Raw genomic sequence first — 16,227 nt, forward strand, 5'->3', positions numbered from 1 at the left:
CGCAGTGAGCATCCCTGCACAGAGCGACGACGCAGACGACGCCGGGGTGCGGACCGCGGGGACGGCCACCCTCGACAAGGGCTCCGCACCCGGCGAGGTCCTGCTGAAGGTGACCGGGCTGCAGAAGCACTTCCCGATCAGGAAGGGCCTGCTGCAGCGGCAGGGCGGTTCGGTGCGTGCGGTCGACGGCCTCGACTTCGAGGTGCGCTCCGGCGAAACCCTGGGCGTGGTGGGCGAGTCGGGCTGCGGCAAGTCCACGATGGGCCGGCTGATCACCCGGCTGCTCGAACCGACCGCCGGGAAGGTCGAGTTCGAGGGGAAGGACATCACACACCTCGGCGTCGGCGGTATGCGTCCGCTGCGCCGCGATGTGCAGATGATCTTCCAGGACCCGTACTCGTCGCTGAACCCGCGGCACACCATCGGCACCATCATCGGCGCTCCCTTCAAGCTCCAGGGCGTCACCCCCGAGGGCGGCATCAAGAAGGAAGTGCAGCGGCTGCTGTCGGTCGTGGGCCTCAACCCCGAGCACTACAACCGCTATCCGCACGAGTTCTCCGGCGGCCAGCGCCAGCGCATCGGCATCGCCCGCGCGCTCGCGCTCAACCCGAAACTGGTCGTGGCGGACGAGCCGGTGTCGGCCCTCGACGTGTCGATCCAGGCACAGGTCGTGAACCTCCTCGACGACCTCCAGCAGGAGCTGGGCCTGACGTATGTGATCATCGCGCACGACCTCTCGGTCGTCCGGCACGTCTCGGACCGGATCGCGGTGATGTACCTCGGCAAGATCGTGGAGCTGGCCGACCGCGAGTTGCTGTACAAGGCGCCGATGCACCCGTACACCAAGGCGCTGATGTCGGCCGTGCCGATCCCGGACCCGAAGCGGAAGAACGCCAAGAGCGGGCGCATCCTGCTCAAGGGCGATGTGCCCTCGCCGATCGCCCCGCCGAGCGGCTGCCGCTTCCACACCCGCTGCTGGAAGGCCACGGAGATCTGCCGCACGACCGAGCCACAGCTCCTGGAGCTGCGGCCCGGTCAGCGCGTCGCCTGCCACCACCCGGAGAACTTCGCCGACCAGGCGCCGCAGGACACCGTCCTGCTGTCCGCGGCGAAGGAGGCCGGGGAACTCGTACCGGACGCGATCCTGGAGGAGTCGGCGGAGACGTCGGCCGCGGTCGCGGCGGCGGTCTCGGAGCAGGACGCGGACGCGCCCGCCGAGGAGACCGCGCAGGCGGCAGCTGCCGGTGAGCCCGCGGACAAGAGCGCCGAGAAGGGCGCCGGAGCGGCCACCGCGAAGGTGACCTCGGCGGAGCCCGCGGAGGCGAGCGCGGGCAGGTCCACGGCGGATGTTCCCGAGGGCGAGTCCCGGGGGAACTCCGACGACGAGCCCGAGCAGGCCGCTCCTGACGCCGCCGGTGAGGCGGCGACGGACGAGACGCCGCGGTCGAAGGACGCGTAAGGACACCTGGCGGGGCGGCCGGCGAAGGCCGCCCGACGGACCGGACGGGAGGGCGTGCGGGGCGCGCCCTCCCGTCCGGCGTGTGCGGGCACGGTCAGGCGCCCGGCCGCGCCGGACCCGCGTTCCGCCGCGGGTGAGAATGTCCGGGTGTTCCAGCAACTCTTCGGCCCGTCCGTCCAGCACACCATCGATGTCGTCGGCATCTTCGTCTTCGCGATCTCCGGTGCGCTGCTGGCCGTGCGCAAGAACTTCGACGTCTTCGGCATCGCCGTGCTCGCCGAGGTCACCGCGCTCGGCGGCGGGCTGTTCCGCGACCTGGTCATCGGCGCCGTCCCGCCGGCCGCGTTCACGGACCTGGGGTACTTCAGCACGCCGCTGCTCGCCGCCCTGCTGGTGATCTTCCTGCACCCCCAGGTGGAGCGCATCCAGGTCGCGGTCAACGTCTTCGACGCGGCGGGCCTCGGGCTGTTCTGCGTGGCGGGGACGACGAAGGCGTACGCCTACGGGCTCGGCCTGACCGCGTCGGCGGCGCTGGGCCTGGCCACCGCGGTCGGCGGCGGCGTCCTGCGCGACGTGCTCGCCAACGAGGTCCCCTCCCTGCTGCGCTGGGACCGCGACCTGTACGCGGTCCCGGCGATCGTCGGCGCCGCCTTGGTGGCGGTGTGCCTGCGTTACGGGGTGCTGAATACGTTCACCAGTGGGCTTGCGGCGCTCACCGCCTTCGTTCTGCGGCTGCTCGCGATGCGTTTCCACTGGCGAGCGCCGCGCGCGTGGAACCGGCGGTCGACGGTGACGGAGGAGTAGCGGCGTCGATCCGGCTCCGGCCCATCTGCACGGTCAGCCAGCGGAACACGGTCGGCACCTGGGGCCGCCACAGCGCCATGGTGTGCCCGCCCGCGCTGCGCGGCAGGAACACCACCTGCACCGTCGTCGGCGCCTTGGCCACCGACTCCAGGGCCACGCCCGCCTGGTAGCCGTCACCGGACTCGCCGGAGACGTACAGCGCGATCCTGGGCGGTACGGGGGCCTTCTTCAGCAGCAGATAGGGGTTGTTGCGCGCGCGTACGGCCGGGTCCTGCGCCGTCAGCGAGTTCCGTTCGCCGATCGGGTCGTTGTAGCCGGACAGGCTCACCGCGGCCCGGTAGCGGTCGGGGTGGGCCACGGCCAGCTTGACCGCACAGTGCGCGCCCGCCGAGTACCCGGCGACCGCCCAGCCGGCCGGCCCGGTCTCCGCGCGGAAGTTGTCCGTGACCATCTTGGGCACGTCGATGCTCAGCCAGCTGTCGGCGTTCACCGTGCCGGGGATGTTCGCGCAGCCCGTGTCCACCCCGGCCAGCAGGTTGGTGCGGGGCGCCACCAGGATGAACGGCGCGACCCGGCCGCTTCTCATCAGCGGCAGCAGCTGCTCGTGCGCCTTCAGCGAGCCGAACCACGCCTTCGCCGAGCCGGGGTAGCCGGGCAGCAGTTCCACCACGGGGAACTTCCGGTGCCGGTAGGCGGGTTGGCCGTACTGGGGCGGGAGCCAGACGTAGACCTCCGCGTCCACCCCGGACACCCTGCCCCTGAGCTGGGTCACGCGGACCCCGCCGGCCGCGCGTATGCCGGGGCCGTCGGCCGCCTGGAACGACTGTTTCACCTTGGGCAGCCGCTGGAGCGCCAGCCCGCCGGTGCCGTCCCGGCCGAGGTTCGCGGCCTGCTGCACATGGTTGCCGGTGCCGAGCAGGTCGGACCAGTTGTCGTACAGACCGTTGGAGTTGTTGACCAGGACGAAGACCAGGGTCACGGCGGTGCCCTGGGCGAACAGCAGCATCAGCATCCGGGCGACGACGTGCAGGGCCTTCGGCCCCCGTATCCGCGACCACAGGACGAGCGGCAGGACGAGGGCGACGACGCACAGCACGAAGGTCGTGTAGAGGAACGCGGTCCCGGTGAGGCTCATGCCCCCATAGAGGGGAAAGACCGGTGCGGGGTTACGGACGTGTCCGGACACTTACCGAGAAATTGCCGGAACCTCACCCGGCGGACGGATCGGCCTGTGATCAGATAGGCACTCCGAAAACTACGGCTCAGTAGTTTTACGTTGTACGGTTCACCCATGTCAGAACAAGCCACTGCGGCGGACCGGCGGACCGTGCCCGGCGGCAGCGAGTTCGACCGCGACATCGCTGTCACCCGGCGCGAGCCCGGCGTCTACGCCATCGACCTGCACGCCGGCTGGACGATCGCCAACGCGGTCAACGGCGGCTATCTGCTGGCCGTTCTCGGCCGGGCCCTCGCGGACACCCTTCCGCATCCCGACCCGTTCACGGTCTCCGCACACTATCTGACCGTCTCCCGGCCCGGCCCTGCCGTCGTCCGCACCCAGACCGTGCGCACCGGCCGCACCCTCTCCACCGGCCAGGCCTCCCTCTACCAGCGCGACGATCATGGCGAGGAGGTCGAGCGCATCCGCGTCCTCGCCTCCTACGGCGACCTCGACGCGCTCCCGGACGACGTCCGTACGACGGCGACGCCGCCCGCGCTCCCGCCCATGGACCAGTGCTTCGCCCCCCAGGACGGCCGGAGCCCGGTGGACATCGGCTCGGCCCTCACCGACCGGCTGCTGCTGAAGCTCGACCCCACCACCCTCGGCTGGGCGCTCGGCGCGCCCTCCGGCAAGGGGGAGATGCGCTCCTGGTTCGGCCTCGCGGACGGCCGGGACGTCGGCCCCCTCGCGCTGCTGCTCGCGGTCGACTGCCTGCCGCCCACCGCCTTCGAACTCGGCCTGTCCGGCTGGGTCCCCACGGTCGAGATGACCGTGCATGTGCGACACCGTCCGGCGCCCGGCCCGCTGCGGGTGTCGGTCACCACCCGCAATCTGGCCGGCGGCTTCCTGGAGGAGGACGCCGAGGTCTGGGACAGCGCGGACCGGCTGGTCGCCCAGTCCCGGCAGTTGGCCCGGGTCAGGCTCGGCTGAGCGGCCTGCGCCCCGGCCGGGCCGCCAACCGGCTGTAGGCGTCGGCTCCTTCGGGTGCCGCGACGGCGGCGTCGAAGGGCGTGCCGGCGCCCCGCGGCCGAGACTCCGGCAGCACCCACCGGGCGTTCGCCGACGCGAACTCGACCCGATCCGGGGCGGGTTCTCGCGGATACCCAAGGGCCTCGGAGAGATTCCAGGTGTGTGTCACGATCTCCATCACACAGCCGGCGAGCGTGGCCCGACCCGGAACCTCGCCCCATGGCACCGCCCCGGTGCCGCCCTCCGCTCGTCGCTCTCCCACGCCTTCAGAGCCCGGACCCGGACCTCCTCGTACGCCGCCGCCCAGCCGTCGTCCGGGACGCCGTCCACGAACGAGGCGACCGCGCAGCCGTCGCCGCCCTCGTCGACCACCGTGTTGCGCCGGGTGCCGCCGACGATATGGCTCAACAGGGTGCGCACGTCGAACTCGGCGCACGGCGTCGGACCGGTCGACTGCCACGGCCGTACGGCCGCGATGAGCGCCGCCGCCTGCCCCATGGCGCGGGCGTGGGCGGGACGCGGGTCGGGTCCGGTGGCCCCGGGGATGTCGCTGGTCAAGATGTGCCTTCCGTGAGTCGGTGCGACCAGGATTCCCGGATAACCCGACAGCCGCCGTCACCATTTGCCGCGCTCCGTCCAGGGCGGGATCCGGGGGGAGCGAAGTCCGACCGGCTGCTGTCGACCCTGCCGCTCCAGCAGACCCGGGGCCGCGTCCGGGGTCGGTGCGGGGAGTGGCCGGCCTTGGAGGCCGAGGTCCCGGGGGAGCGGCCCCTCTCGGTCGTCGGGCCCGGAGGGCCGGTGCGGGGTGCGGTCAGTGCAGCCAGTGCCGGCGGCCGATGCCGATCAGCCGGAGCCGGCGGTTCGCGACCCGGGTGACGTGTTCGCGCTCCGCGTCCGACGCGTCCGGCGCCTCCATGGCCTCCAGGAACAGCGAGGCGGTGCTGATCATCTGGTCGACGTAGAGGTGGGCCAGCATCAGCAGGTCGGCGTCGTCCCAGCCCGCGGCCTCCGGGTCCTTGGCCAGCTCCGCCTTCACCTCATCGGCGAACCGCGCCAACTGCTCCCGGATGGCCTCGCGCACCGGCTGCACCCCGCCGTGCCGCTCCCGGGTGAGGAAGCGGATGTGAGCGGGGTACGTCAGCACATGACGGGAGATCAACTCGACGGCGCGGGTGATCCGTTCGTCGCCGTCGGCCGTGGAGACCGTCGTGCGCACCATCGGGTGCAGGCTGCCCAGCGCCTCGTCGACCAGGGCCACCCCGAGGTCCGCGATGGAGCGGAAGTGCCGGTAGAAGGCGGTCGGGGAGATCCCGACGGCGCGGGTGACCTCGCGCAGGCTCAGGCTGCTCAGGCTCTGCTCCTCCAGCAGCCCCAACGCCGCGTCCAGGAGCGCCTGCCGGGTCTTCTGCTTCTGGGCCTGCCGAATGCCGAGAGTGTGACTCATGTCATCCAGTTAACAATTGTTCTCCGGAATTGGGAAGATGTCCTGCGCGTTAGGCTGGATAGTCAGTGAACGGGTGTAACCACAACCGTTCACCGAGACCTCACGAGAGCATCTCGGAAGGGATCGCATCCCATGTTGTTCATCGTCGCCGCGCTCCTGCTGCTGGGCGTCCTGATGGGCACCGTCGCCCACGCGCCGCCGCCCCTCACCGCCGTCGCCGGCGTCGCCATCGCCCTCTGGCTCGGTGTCTTCGCCCTCCGCGAGCGCCACGCCCGCCGTCGCGGCCCGTCGGCCGACTGACCCCACGCACCACACCGGAACCATCCCCCACCGTCCACCCTCGCCGTCCACCCTCACTGTCACGCCGAACCGGCCGACCGTCGGGAGCTGACCACCATGCACCTCACCGCACCGGCAACCCGCCGTCCCGCTACCCGGGACGCCGACGGCATGGCCGTCGCGTCCTTCATCCTGGGCCTGCTCGGCCTCCTCGTCCTCAACCTCGTCCTCGGCCCCATCGCCGTCGCGCTGGCCGGAGTCGCCCTGTGGCGCGGCACCGCCCGCCCCGGCCGCGCCGTCCTCGGCCTCACCCTGGGCATCGCCGACCTGCTGGTCCTGGTGGCCTTCATGCAGGCCGACCACACGGTTTCCTGGAGCTTCTGAGCCGGCGACCGTCCGCCGCGCGCGGGCCCCGGACCCGGCTTCAGGGGGCGAGCGGCCGGGAACGGGCCGCACCCGCGGCGCCGACTGGCCGAGAGGAGCCCCACACCCCCCGAGGCCGCCGGAGCGGGCGCCGTAGAATCGGCCTCACCATGGCATACCTCGACCACGCCGCGACCACCCCGATGCTCCCGCAGGCGGCGCAGACGCTGACCGCCCATCTGAGCGTCACCGGCAACGCGTCCTCGCTGCACGCCTCCGGCCGGCAGGCCCGCCGTACGGTCGAGGAGTCCCGGGAAACCCTCGCGGAGGCGCTGGGCGCCCGCCCCAGCGAGGTCGTCTTCACCTCCGGGGGCACCGAGGCCGACAACCTCGCCGTCAAGGGCCTGTACTGGGCCCGCCGGGACGCCGACCCGGCCCGCACCCGCGTCCTGTCCAGCCCCGTCGAGCACCACGCGGTCCTCGACGCCGTCCACTGGCTCGGCGAACACGAGGGCGCCACCGTCGAGTACCTGCCCGTCGACGGGTACGGCCGCGTCCACCCGGACGCCCTGCGCGAGGCCATCGCCCGCAACCCCGACGACGTCGCCCTGGCCACGGTCATGTGGGCCAACAACGAGATCGGCACCGTTCTGCCGGTGCGTGAACTGGCCGAGGTGGCGGGCGAGTTCGGCATCCCGCTGCACGCCGACGCGGTGCAGGCGTTCGGCCAGGTCCCGGTCGACTTCGCCGCGTCCGGGCTCGCCGCGCTGACCGTCTCCGGACACAAGATCGGCGGCCCGTACGGCATCGGGGCCCTGCTCCTCGGCCGTGAGTACACCCCCGTACCCGTGCTGCACGGCGGCGGCCAGGAGCGGCACGTCCGCTCCGGCACCCTCGACGTCCCCGCCATCGCCTCCTTCGCCGTCGCCGGCCGGGTGGCGGCCGCTGAGCGCGCCTCGTTCGCCCGTGAGATCGGCGCCCTGCGCGACGAACTCGTCGCCGCCGTGCGGTCGGCGGTGCCGGACGCGATCCTCGGCGGCGACCCCGTGAACCGTCTGCCGGCCAACGCCCACTTCACGTTCCCCGGCTGCGAGGGCGACTCGCTGCTGCTCCTGCTGGACGCCCAGGGCATCGAATGCTCCACCGGCTCCGCCTGCACCGCGGGCGTCGCCCAGCCCAGCCATGTCCTGCTGGCCACGGGCGCCGACCCGGACCTGGCCCGCGGCACCCTCCGCTTCTCCCTGGGCCACACCTCCACCCAGGCCGACGTGGAGGCCGTCGCCAAGGCCATCGGCCCCGCGGTCGAACGAGCCCGAGCAGCCGGCCTCACCTGAAACCCCCGTTTGCACCGGGCGCCCCCAGCGCCACCGGCCTCACCCGCTTCACGCGCCGAGCCGTCGCCCGGTCTCATCCGCTTTATGTGCCGAGCCGTCGCCCGGTCTCATCCGCTTTATGTGCCGAGCCGTCGCCCGGTCTCATCCGCTTTATGTGCCGAGCCGTCGCCCGGCCTCACCCGCTTCATGCGCCGAGCCGTCGCCCGGCCCCACCCGGTTCGCTCGACCGATCACACCGGCACCCTCGGCACCAGACGACCGACGCCCTCCACCCCCGGCCGCCGTTCTCGTTTCGGCCGTCCCGACGCTGCGCCCCCGCCCTGCCCTTCGCACGGTCCGGACGGGCCTACCCGCCGTCTCCCGTTCTGCCGTCGCTCCGGCCTTCAGCGGGCCGAGCGGGCCGGCAGGCCTCATGTCGCCGACGCGGTCGTCCGCGCCCGGTCGGTCGATGCCTCGCGCACCAGCCGCAGGTACCGGTCCCAGTCCCAGTACCGCCCCGGGTCCGTGTGGTCCGTACCGGGCACCTCCACATGCCCGATGATGTGCCGGCGGTCCACGGGTATGCCGTAGCGGGCGCATATCGCGGCCGTCAGCCGCGCGGAGCCCGCGTACATCTCGTCCGTGAACGACGAGGCGCGCTCCACGAACCCCTCGTGCTCGATGCCGACGCTGCGCTCGTTGTACTCCCGGTTCCCCGCGTGGAACGCCACGTCCAGCTCGCGCACCAACTGTGTGATCCGGCCGTCCTCGCGGACGATGGAGTGCGAGGCCGCCCCGTGCCCCGGGTCCTGGAAGACCCGCACCGCGCTGCGGTAGCCGCCCTGCGTGACATGGACCACCACCCGGTCGATCCGGTAGTCGGCCGGCCGGTCCGCCCGCCGGTAGTTCGCCGTGGACGCGGCCACCCAGCGCGCGCCCCGGAAGTCCACCGCGCCCGCCACCCGCGGCCTGTCCACCCCCGGAAGCCGCCACCACAGATGGGACAGCTCCTCACGGGCCAGCACGGCCGTGCCCACCGCCGCCACGGCGCCGCCGACCAGCAGCGCACGCCTGCCCAGCTGCCGGTCGCCGTCCAGCTTCTTCTCCCCCATGTGATCGTCAACGGATACTCGCGCGCCCCGGTTCCCGCGTCCCCGTACTCTGGAGGGGCTATGACTGACACCCCGCAGCGCACCCGTCCCCTCCGCGTCCTCGCCGCCATGTCGGGCGGCGTCGACTCCGCCGTGGCCGCCGCCCGCGCGGCCGAGGCGGGCCACGACGTGACCGGCGTCCACCTCGCGCTCTCCGCGAACCCGCAGTCGTTCCGCACCGGCGCCCGGGGCTGCTGCACCATCGAGGACTCACGCGACGCCCGCCGCGCCGCCGACGTCATCGGCATCCCCTTCTACGTCTGGGACCTCGCCGACCGCTTCCGGGAGGACGTGGTCGAGGACTTCGTCGCCGAGTACGAGGCCGGCCGCACCCCCAACCCGTGCCTGCGCTGCAACGAGAAGATCAAGTTCGCCGCGCTCCTGGACAAGGCGCTGGCGCTGGGCTTCGACGCGGTCTGCACCGGCCACTACGCGAAGGTGGTGACGCTCCCCGACGGCACCCGGGAGCTGCACCGCGCCTCGGACCTGGCCAAGGACCAGTCGTACGTGCTCGGCGTGCTGGACGACCGGCAGCTGGCCCACGCCGTGTTCCCGCTGGGCGACACGGTGACCACGAAGGACGAGATCCGCGCCGAGGCCGAGCGCCGCGGGCTCGCCGTCGCCAGGAAGCCCGACTCGCACGACATCTGCTTCATCGCCGACGGCGACACCCAGGGCTTCCTCGCCCGGCGGCTCGGCAGGGCCGAGGGCGACATCCTCGACGAGGCCGGCACCAAGGTGGGCACCCACGACGGTGCGTACGGCTTCACCATCGGCCAGCGCAAGGGGCTGCGCATCGGCACCCCGGCCCCCGACGGCAAGCCCCGCTACGTCCTCGACATCTCCCCGGTGAGCAACACCGTGACCGTCGGCCCGGCCGCGGCCCTCGACGTCACCGCGCTGACCGCGATCAAGCCCCGCTGGTGCGGCGACGCCCCCGAAGGCCCCGGCGGCTACTCCGCGCAGCTGCGCGCACACGGCGACGAGACCGAGGTGACCGCCGAACTGGTGGACGGCGCCCTGGAGGTGTCGTTCGCGGCACCGGTCCGCGGCGTCGCCCCGGGCCAGGCGATCGTCCTGTACGACGGCACACGCGTGGTGGGCTCGGCGACCATCGCCTCGACCACGCGCGCGACGGCCGCGACGGTGTAGCCGGCCCCCGACGCCCCGCTCAGCCGGCGAAGAACTCGGCCAGGATCGGGGCGAGGACGTCCGGGTCGACCATGTGGGTCTGGTCCGCCAGGGTGCGGAACGCGCCCCGGGGAGCGGCCTGCGCGACCTGCGCCGTCGACGTCCGCAGCCATTCGGGGCTCGCCCCGCCCGCCACGGCCAGCACCGGCACGCCGATCGACGCGATCCGCTCCCGCGGCAGCGCACCTCCGCACAGCACGGCGTCGTCGTAGGCGAGACTCGGCGCGATCGCCTCCATGTCGGCCCACATCGGGGACTGCCGCGCACCCTGGATCATCTGCTCGGCCAGCCCGGTGAGCCTCAGGAACAGCTCGACCGCGTCGCCTCGCCGCCCTCGGGCGAGCGCCTCGGTGAGCCGCTCGGTGTACTCGGCGCGCTCCTCCTCACCACCGGGCTGCGCGAACGGCGGCTCGTACACGGCGACCTGAGGAACCGGCAGGCCGCTCGCCGCCGCCTCCAGCGCCAGCGCGCCGCCCGACGAGACGCCGTACAGCGCCGCCCGGCCGCCCACCGCCTCGATCAGCGCCGCCAGGTCCTCGACCTCGCGGGCGACGGCGTACGGCGCCGTGTCACCGCTCGCGCCGCGGCCCCGGCGGTCGTAGACGACGACGGTGAACCGGTCCGTGAGCCGCTTGGCCAGCGGGGCCAGCGTCCCGCCCGTCGACATCGCGCCGCTCACCAGGACGACGGCAGGACCCGCCCCCGAGCGTCCGTACGCGATGGGCGTGCCGTCAGGCGAAATGATCTGCTTGTCCATGCCTGTGCAGACTGCCATCCGGCACGCGCGTCATCGGTCCGACACTTCGGTCACGCCACTTCAGCGGGCGACACTTCTCCTGTGTAGAAGCACAGGTGGTCCTTGATCGGGGCCACCTCGTCCTTGGGCTCCGGATAACCCCAGACGAGGTCCGGGGCGTCCGGCAGCGACCAGTAGGACGCCGTGCCCTTGAAGGGGCAGTCGGTGTGGGTGTCGGAGGGGGTGAGGAGGTCGAGGCGTACGTCCTCGGCCGGGATGTAGTACCGCACCGGGCAACCGGTCTCGCGCAGCAGCAGCGGGCGGTCGGTCTCGGCGAGCACCTGGTCCCCGTGCACCACGCGCACGTGCTGCCCGCCCTGTTCGATGGTGATGGTGTGTCCTTCGGCCATACCGGAACAGCACCCGTCGGCCCCGACTTCTTCCCGCGTACGGTGGGGCGCATGAACATCTGCGTCTTCCTGTCCGCCGCCGACCTCGACGACCGCTACACGCGTCCCGCGCGCGAGTTCGCGACCCTGATCGGGAAGGGCGGCCACACGCTGGTCTGGGGCGGCTCCGACGTCGGTCTGATGAAGGTCGTCGCGGACGGCGTGCAGGAGGCGGGCGGCAGGCTGCTCGGCGTCTCCGTGGAGTTCCTTTCGGCGAAGGCGCGGCACGGCGCGCACGACATGGTGATCGCCAAGGACCTCGCCGAACGCAAGCGGCTGCTCCTGGAGAAGGCCGACGCCGTGGTGATCATGGTGGGCGGCACCGGGACGCTCGACGAGGCCACCGAGATCCTGGAGCTGAAGAAGCACGGGCACACCGACAAGCCGGTCGTGCTGCTCAACACCGCAGGCTTCTACGACGGCCTCAAGGAGCAGTTCCGCCGCATGGAGGCCGAGGGTTTCCTGCCCCGCCCGCTGAGCGACCTGGTGTTCTTCGCCCAGGAGCCGGTCGGGGCGATGGCGTACCTGGAGGAGAGCCGCGGCATCGAGTGACGCCTCGCTGATGCGACCATGGCCCGCATGGCTACTCATGTGATCACCGGGGCGGGCTCCGGAATCGGCGCGGCCGTGGCGCGCCGCCTCCACGCGCGCGGGGACGAACTCGTCCTGCACGCGCGCGACGCCGGCCGCGCGAAGGACCTCGCCGCGGAGTTCCCCAGCGCGCGCACGCTCGTCGGTGACCTCGCGGACCCGGACAGGCTGTCCTGGGCCTTCTCGCACCAGACGCTTCCGGACCGGGTGGACTCGCTGCTGCACATCGCGGGCGTGGTCGACCTCGGCGCGGTGGACGAGCTGACCCCCAAGTCCTGGCGGCACCAGGTCGACGTCAACCTGATCGCCCCCGCCGAGCTGACCCGTCACTTCCTGCCCCAGCTGCGCCTCGCCCGCGGGCATGTGGTCTTCGTGAACTCCGGCGCGGGCCTGAGAGCCCGTGCCGGCTGGGCCGCGTACGCCGCCTCCAAGCACGGCCTGAAGGCGCTCGCCGACGCCCTGCGCGACGAGGAGCACGGCAACGGGGTCCGGGTCACCTCCGTCTACCCGGGGGGCACCGCCAGCCCCATGCAGGCCAAGGTCCACCGGCAGGAGGGCAAGGAGTACGACCCGGCCCGCTGGATCGACCCCGAGTCGGTCGCGACGACGATCCTGACATCCCTGGACCTCCCACGCGACGCGGAGATCAACGACATGACGATCCGCCCGGGCCACTGAGCGCTCCGCCGGGGTGCCGCACTGCGCCACGGGTCGGCTGCTGCACCGTCCTGGCTGGTCGCTCCCCCAAGTTCTCGGCTTCGCAGAAGCAGCGGGACCCCCGTCGCGGCGTCCCGGGGGCGCCGCTTTCAGCCTCCCCGGCTTCGGCCTGACCGGGCCCGCAGCCACCGCCCGGTCTGCGCGACGGGCGGGCGAGGAAGGGCAGCCCGCAGCGGAGCGCTTACCCTTCCGGGGTGAGTGAGAACGACTTCAGAGTCCCGAGATTCCCGGGAGCCACCGGTGTCGGGTCCATGCCCGGCGAAAACGCACGGGAGGCGGCCAAGACCGTCACCGGCAGCTTCGAGGACTTCCCGCATCTGCCCGAGCTGCCCGCCCGCGGACCCGGCGCCGACATGATCGGGCGGACCGCGGGGATGCTCGTGGAGCTGTACGCGCGCGTGGAGCCGAGCGGCTGGCGCCTCGCCGACCGTCCGGGCCGGGACACCAGGCGGGCGCGGTCCTGGCTGGGGCAGGACCTCGACGCGCTGGAGGAGTTCACCCAGGGCCACGAGGGCGACCTCAAGGTGCAGGTGGTCGGCCCGTGGACACTGGCCGCCGCCCTGGAGCTGAGGAACGGCGAGTCCGCCCTCTCCGATGCCGGCGCCTGCCGTGACCTCGCCGCCTCGCTCGCCGAGGGCCTGCGTCTGCACCTCGCCGAGGTACGGCGCCGCGTCCCCGGCGCCCGGCTCGTGCTCCAGCTCGACGAACCCTCGCTCACCGCCGTACTGCGCGGACAGGTCCGTACCGCCAGCGGCTACCGCACCCACAGGGCCGTGGACCGGCAGATCGTGGAGGCCACCCTGCGCGACGTCGTCGGGACGCACAGCGGCGGCCCCGTCGTCGTCCACTGCTGCGCATCCGACGTCCCGTTCGCGTTGCTGCGCCGGGCCGGTGCCGCCGCCGTCTCGTTCGACTTCGCACTCCTCACCGAGCGTGACGACGAGGCGATCGGGGAGGCCGTGGAGGGCGGCACCCGGCTGTTCGCCGGTGTCGTGCCGTCCACGGACGGCCCATTGTCAGACCCTGCCGGTAGCGTCGTGGGTGTCAGAACGCTGTGGCGCAGGCTGGGGCTGCATCCGGGACTTCTCGCGGACGCGGTCACCCTCACCCCGTCGTGCGGTCTCGCGGGCGCTTCCCCCGGGTACGCCCGCGCGGCGCTCGCCCACTGCGTCCGGGCGGCGAGATCCCTCGCGGACAACCCAGAGTAACGGGAGGACAACACGGTGGCCGGCGACAAGCAAGCGGAGACGACGGTGCCCGCCGAGGCACGCGACAAGCACGCGCGGCTCGCTGAGCAGATCGAGGAGCACCGCTTCCGGTACTACGTGAAGGACGCTCCCGTCATCAGCGACGCGGAGTTCGACAAGCTCCTGCGCTCCCTTGAGGCGCTGGAGGAGGAGTATCCGGAGCTGCGCACGCCCGACTCGCCGACCCAGAAGGTCGCCGGGGCGTACGAGACGGAGTTCACCGCGGTCGAGCACCGCGAGCGCATGCTCTCCCTCGACAACACCTTCAACGACGAGGAACTCGCCGCCTGGGCCGACCGTATCCACCGCGAACTCGGCGACCAGGAGTTCCACTTCCTGTGCGAGCTGAAGGTCGACGGCCTCGCGGTGAACCTCACCTACGAGCGCGGTCGGCTCACCCGCGCGGCGACCCGCGGCGACGGCCGCACCGGCGAGGACATCACGCCCAACGTCCGTACGATCGCCGAGATCCCCGACCGGCTGCACGGCGAACGCGTGCCCGACGTCGTGGAGATCCGCGGCGAGGTCTACTTCCCGATGGAGAAGTTCCTGGAGCTGAACGAACGGCTGGTCGCGGCCGGCGACAAGCCGTTCGCCAACCCCCGCAACGCGGCCGCCGGTTCACTGCGGCAGAAGGACCCGCGCGTCACCGCCACCCGGCCCCTGCACATGGTCGTCCACGGCATCGGCGCCCTGGAGGGCTCCTCGGGCTTCACCCGGCTCTCCCAGGCCTACGACCTGCTCAAGGGCTGGGGCATGCCCACCTCCCCGCACAACCGGGTGGTCGACGACCTCGACGGCGTACGGGAGTTCATCGCCCACTTCGGCGAGCACCGGCACTCCGTGGAGCATGAGATCGACGGCGTGGTCGTCAAGCTCGACGAGATCCGTCTCCAGGGCCGCCTCGGCTCCACCGCCCGCGCCCCGCGCTGGGCGATCGCGTACAAGTACGCGCCGGAGGAGGTCAACACCAAGCTCATCGACATCAAGGTGGGCGTCGGCCGCACCGGCCGGGTCACGCCGTACGCGCAGGTCGATCCGGTCACGGTCGCGGGCTCCGAGGTCGAGTTCGCCACCCTGCACAACCAGGACGTGGTCAAGGCCAAGGGCGTCCTCATCGGTGACACCGTGGTGATCCGCAAGGCCGGTGACGTCATCCCGGAGATCCTCGGCCCGGTCGTCGACCTGCGCGACGGCACCGAGCGGGAGTTCGTGATGCCCGCCGAGTGCCCGGAGTGCGGGACGCCGCTGCGGGCCATGAAGGAGGGCGACATCGACCTGCGCTGCCCCAACGCGCGCGCGTGCCCCGCCCAGTTGCGGGAGCGCGTCTCCTACCTCGCCGGCCGGGAGTGTCTGGACATCGAGCACTTCGGCGAGGTGGCCGCGGCGGCGCTGACCCGGCCGCTGGAGCCGGCCGACCCGCCGCTGAGCGACGAGGGCGACCTGTTCGACCTCACGGTGGACAAGCTGCTGCCCATCAAGGCGTATGTCCTCGACCAGGACAGCGGACTGCCCAAGCGGGACCCCAAGACGGGCCAGGAGAAGGTCGTCACGGTCTTCGCGAACCAGAAGGGTGAACCGAAGAAGAACACCCTCGCGCTGCTGGAGAACATCGAGGCGGCCAAGGAGCGTCCGCTCGCCCGCTTCCTGAACGGGCTCTCCATCCGCCATGTGGGACCGGTCGCCGCCCAGGCGCTCGCCCGCGAGTTCCGTTCCGTCGACCGCATCGAGCAGGCCACCGAGGAGGAACTGGCGGGCATCGACGGCGTCGGCCCGATCATCGCCGCCGCGCTCAAGGAGTGGTTCGCCGAGGACTGGCACCGCGAGATCGTCCGCAAGTGGAAGGCGGCCGGAGTCCCCCTGGAGGACGAGTCGTCGGGCGAGGAGGAGGGCCCGCGCCCGCTGGAAGGACTCACCGTCGTCGTGACCGGCACCCTGGAGAACTTCACCCGTGACGGCGCCAAGGACGCTTTGCAGAGCCGCGGTGCGAAGGTGACCGGATCGGTGTCGAAGAAGACCTCGTTCGTCGTCGTGGGTGACAACCCGGGTTCGAAGTACGACAAGGCCATGCAGCTCAAGGTGCCGGTGCTGAACGAGGACGGCTTCGGCGTCCTGCTGGCCCAGGGGCCCGAGGCGGCGGCCGAAGTCGCCCTTCCGGCCGACGAGTAGCCGTTGAAGACCACCCGATCGGCGCATACCAGATGCATACGGGTGGCCGGGGCGCATTCGGGCAACCCCCGACGACCGCTGCCCGTGAGAGCCTTCCGCGGCCTACTGTTGGGATGTGCGCCT

The 16,227-nt window shown here is 72.2% G+C and carries 17 protein-coding genes; 11 read left to right on the forward strand and 6 right to left on the reverse strand.

Annotated elements, in window-relative coordinates; genetic code table 11:
- The first annotated feature begins 4 nt into the window (after positions 1-4).
- Positions 5-1,459 carry an ABC transporter ATP-binding protein gene (locus ABT245_RS27365; RefSeq protein WP_351738074.1) on the forward strand — a complete coding sequence of 485 codons (1,455 nt, stop codon included), beginning with the start codon at positions 5-7 and terminating at the stop codon, positions 1,457-1,459.
- A 147-nt stretch (positions 1,460-1,606) separates the two neighbouring features.
- On the forward strand, positions 1,607-2,263 hold the full coding sequence (locus ABT245_RS27370) for a trimeric intracellular cation channel family protein (protein WP_351738076.1): 657 nt from the start codon (positions 1,607-1,609) through the stop codon (positions 2,261-2,263).
- On the opposite strand, the gene ABT245_RS27375 is transcribed toward ABT245_RS27370, so the two are convergent.
- On the reverse strand, positions 2,172-3,398 hold the full coding sequence (locus ABT245_RS27375) for an alpha/beta hydrolase (protein WP_351738079.1): 1,227 nt from the start codon (positions 3,396-3,398) through the stop codon (positions 2,172-2,174). The two genes, ABT245_RS27370 and ABT245_RS27375, sit on opposite strands and share 92 nt — an antisense overlap.
- A 156-nt stretch (positions 3,399-3,554) precedes the next feature.
- On the opposite strand from ABT245_RS27375, the gene ABT245_RS27380 reads away from it, so the two are divergent.
- Positions 3,555-4,415, forward strand: a complete 861-nt coding sequence (locus ABT245_RS27380) for a thioesterase family protein (RefSeq protein ID WP_351738082.1) — start codon at positions 3,555-3,557, stop codon at positions 4,413-4,415.
- Positions 4,416-4,631: 216 nt separating this feature from the next.
- On the opposite strand, the gene ABT245_RS27385 is transcribed toward ABT245_RS27380, so the two are convergent.
- The gene (locus ABT245_RS27385) at positions 4,632-5,012 is read right to left on the reverse strand and encodes a maleylpyruvate isomerase N-terminal domain-containing protein (protein ID WP_351738085.1); all 381 of its coding nucleotides are present in this window, start codon (positions 5,010-5,012) and stop codon (positions 4,632-4,634) included.
- Between the two features lie 253 nt (positions 5,013-5,265).
- Complete coding sequence (locus tag ABT245_RS27390; RefSeq protein ID WP_351738088.1) at positions 5,266-5,898, reverse strand: TetR family transcriptional regulator; 633 nt, start codon at positions 5,896-5,898, stop codon at positions 5,266-5,268.
- Positions 5,899-6,030: 132 nt separating this feature from the next.
- Between ABT245_RS27390 and ABT245_RS27395 the strand changes: the two genes are divergently transcribed.
- The 3 genes from ABT245_RS27395 to ABT245_RS27405 all read left to right on the forward strand — a co-directional run bounded on the left by ABT245_RS27395 (position 6,031) and on the right by ABT245_RS27405 (position 7,874).
- The gene (locus ABT245_RS27395) at positions 6,031-6,198 is read left to right on the forward strand and encodes a hypothetical protein (protein ID WP_351738091.1); all 168 of its coding nucleotides are present in this window, start codon (positions 6,031-6,033) and stop codon (positions 6,196-6,198) included.
- A 96-nt stretch (positions 6,199-6,294) separates the two neighbouring features.
- On the forward strand, positions 6,295-6,561 hold the full coding sequence (locus tag ABT245_RS27400) for a DUF4190 domain-containing protein (RefSeq protein WP_351738093.1): 267 nt from the start codon (positions 6,295-6,297) through the stop codon (positions 6,559-6,561).
- A gap of 149 nt (positions 6,562-6,710) precedes the next feature.
- Positions 6,711-7,874, forward strand: a complete 1,164-nt coding sequence (locus ABT245_RS27405) for a cysteine desulfurase family protein (protein ID WP_351738095.1) — start codon at positions 6,711-6,713, stop codon at positions 7,872-7,874.
- Between the two features lie 410 nt (positions 7,875-8,284).
- On the opposite strand, the gene ABT245_RS27410 is transcribed toward ABT245_RS27405, so the two are convergent.
- Positions 8,285-8,965, reverse strand: a complete 681-nt coding sequence (locus tag ABT245_RS27410) for an N-acetylmuramoyl-L-alanine amidase (RefSeq protein ID WP_351738098.1) — start codon at positions 8,963-8,965, stop codon at positions 8,285-8,287.
- A gap of 60 nt (positions 8,966-9,025) precedes the next feature.
- Here ABT245_RS27410 and mnmA point away from each other — a divergent pair, with 60 nt between their 5' ends.
- Positions 9,026-10,156: a tRNA 2-thiouridine(34) synthase MnmA gene (mnmA, locus tag ABT245_RS27415; protein WP_351738101.1), complete on the forward strand. Its 1,131-nt coding sequence runs from the start codon at positions 9,026-9,028 to the stop codon at positions 10,154-10,156.
- A gap of 19 nt (positions 10,157-10,175) precedes the next feature.
- Here the strand turns inward: mnmA and ABT245_RS27420 are convergent, their stop codons facing one another.
- Positions 10,176-10,952, reverse strand: a complete 777-nt coding sequence (locus ABT245_RS27420) for an alpha/beta fold hydrolase (RefSeq protein WP_351738104.1) — start codon at positions 10,950-10,952, stop codon at positions 10,176-10,178.
- 50 nt (positions 10,953-11,002) lie between these two features.
- Positions 11,003-11,341 carry a DUF427 domain-containing protein gene (locus tag ABT245_RS27425; protein ID WP_351738107.1) on the reverse strand — a complete coding sequence of 113 codons (339 nt, stop codon included), beginning with the start codon at positions 11,339-11,341 and terminating at the stop codon, positions 11,003-11,005.
- A 51-nt stretch (positions 11,342-11,392) separates the two neighbouring features.
- Between ABT245_RS27425 and ABT245_RS27430 the strand changes: the two genes are divergently transcribed.
- The 4 genes from ABT245_RS27430 to ligA all read left to right on the forward strand — a co-directional run bounded on the left by ABT245_RS27430 (position 11,393) and on the right by ligA (position 16,104).
- Positions 11,393-11,932 carry an LOG family protein gene (locus ABT245_RS27430; protein WP_351738110.1) on the forward strand — a complete coding sequence of 180 codons (540 nt, stop codon included), beginning with the start codon at positions 11,393-11,395 and terminating at the stop codon, positions 11,930-11,932.
- 18 nt (positions 11,933-11,950) lie between these two features.
- Positions 11,951-12,649 (forward strand): SDR family oxidoreductase, encoded by a 699-nt coding sequence (locus ABT245_RS27435; RefSeq protein WP_351738113.1) that lies wholly within the window; start codon positions 11,951-11,953, stop codon positions 12,647-12,649.
- A gap of 233 nt (positions 12,650-12,882) precedes the next feature.
- A complete protein-coding gene (locus ABT245_RS27440) occupies positions 12,883-13,896 on the forward strand; it encodes a methionine synthase (RefSeq protein WP_351738116.1) in 1,014 nt (337 codons plus the stop codon).
- 15 nt (positions 13,897-13,911) lie between these two features.
- On the forward strand, positions 13,912-16,104 hold the full coding sequence (gene ligA, locus ABT245_RS27445; protein WP_351738118.1) for an NAD-dependent DNA ligase LigA: 2,193 nt from the start codon (positions 13,912-13,914) through the stop codon (positions 16,102-16,104).
- The last annotated feature ends 123 nt before the right edge of the window (positions 16,105-16,227 follow it).

The organism is Streptomyces sp. NPDC001508 (assembly GCF_040298665.1).
Classification (GTDB): domain Bacteria; phylum Actinomycetota; class Actinomycetes; order Streptomycetales; family Streptomycetaceae; genus Streptomyces.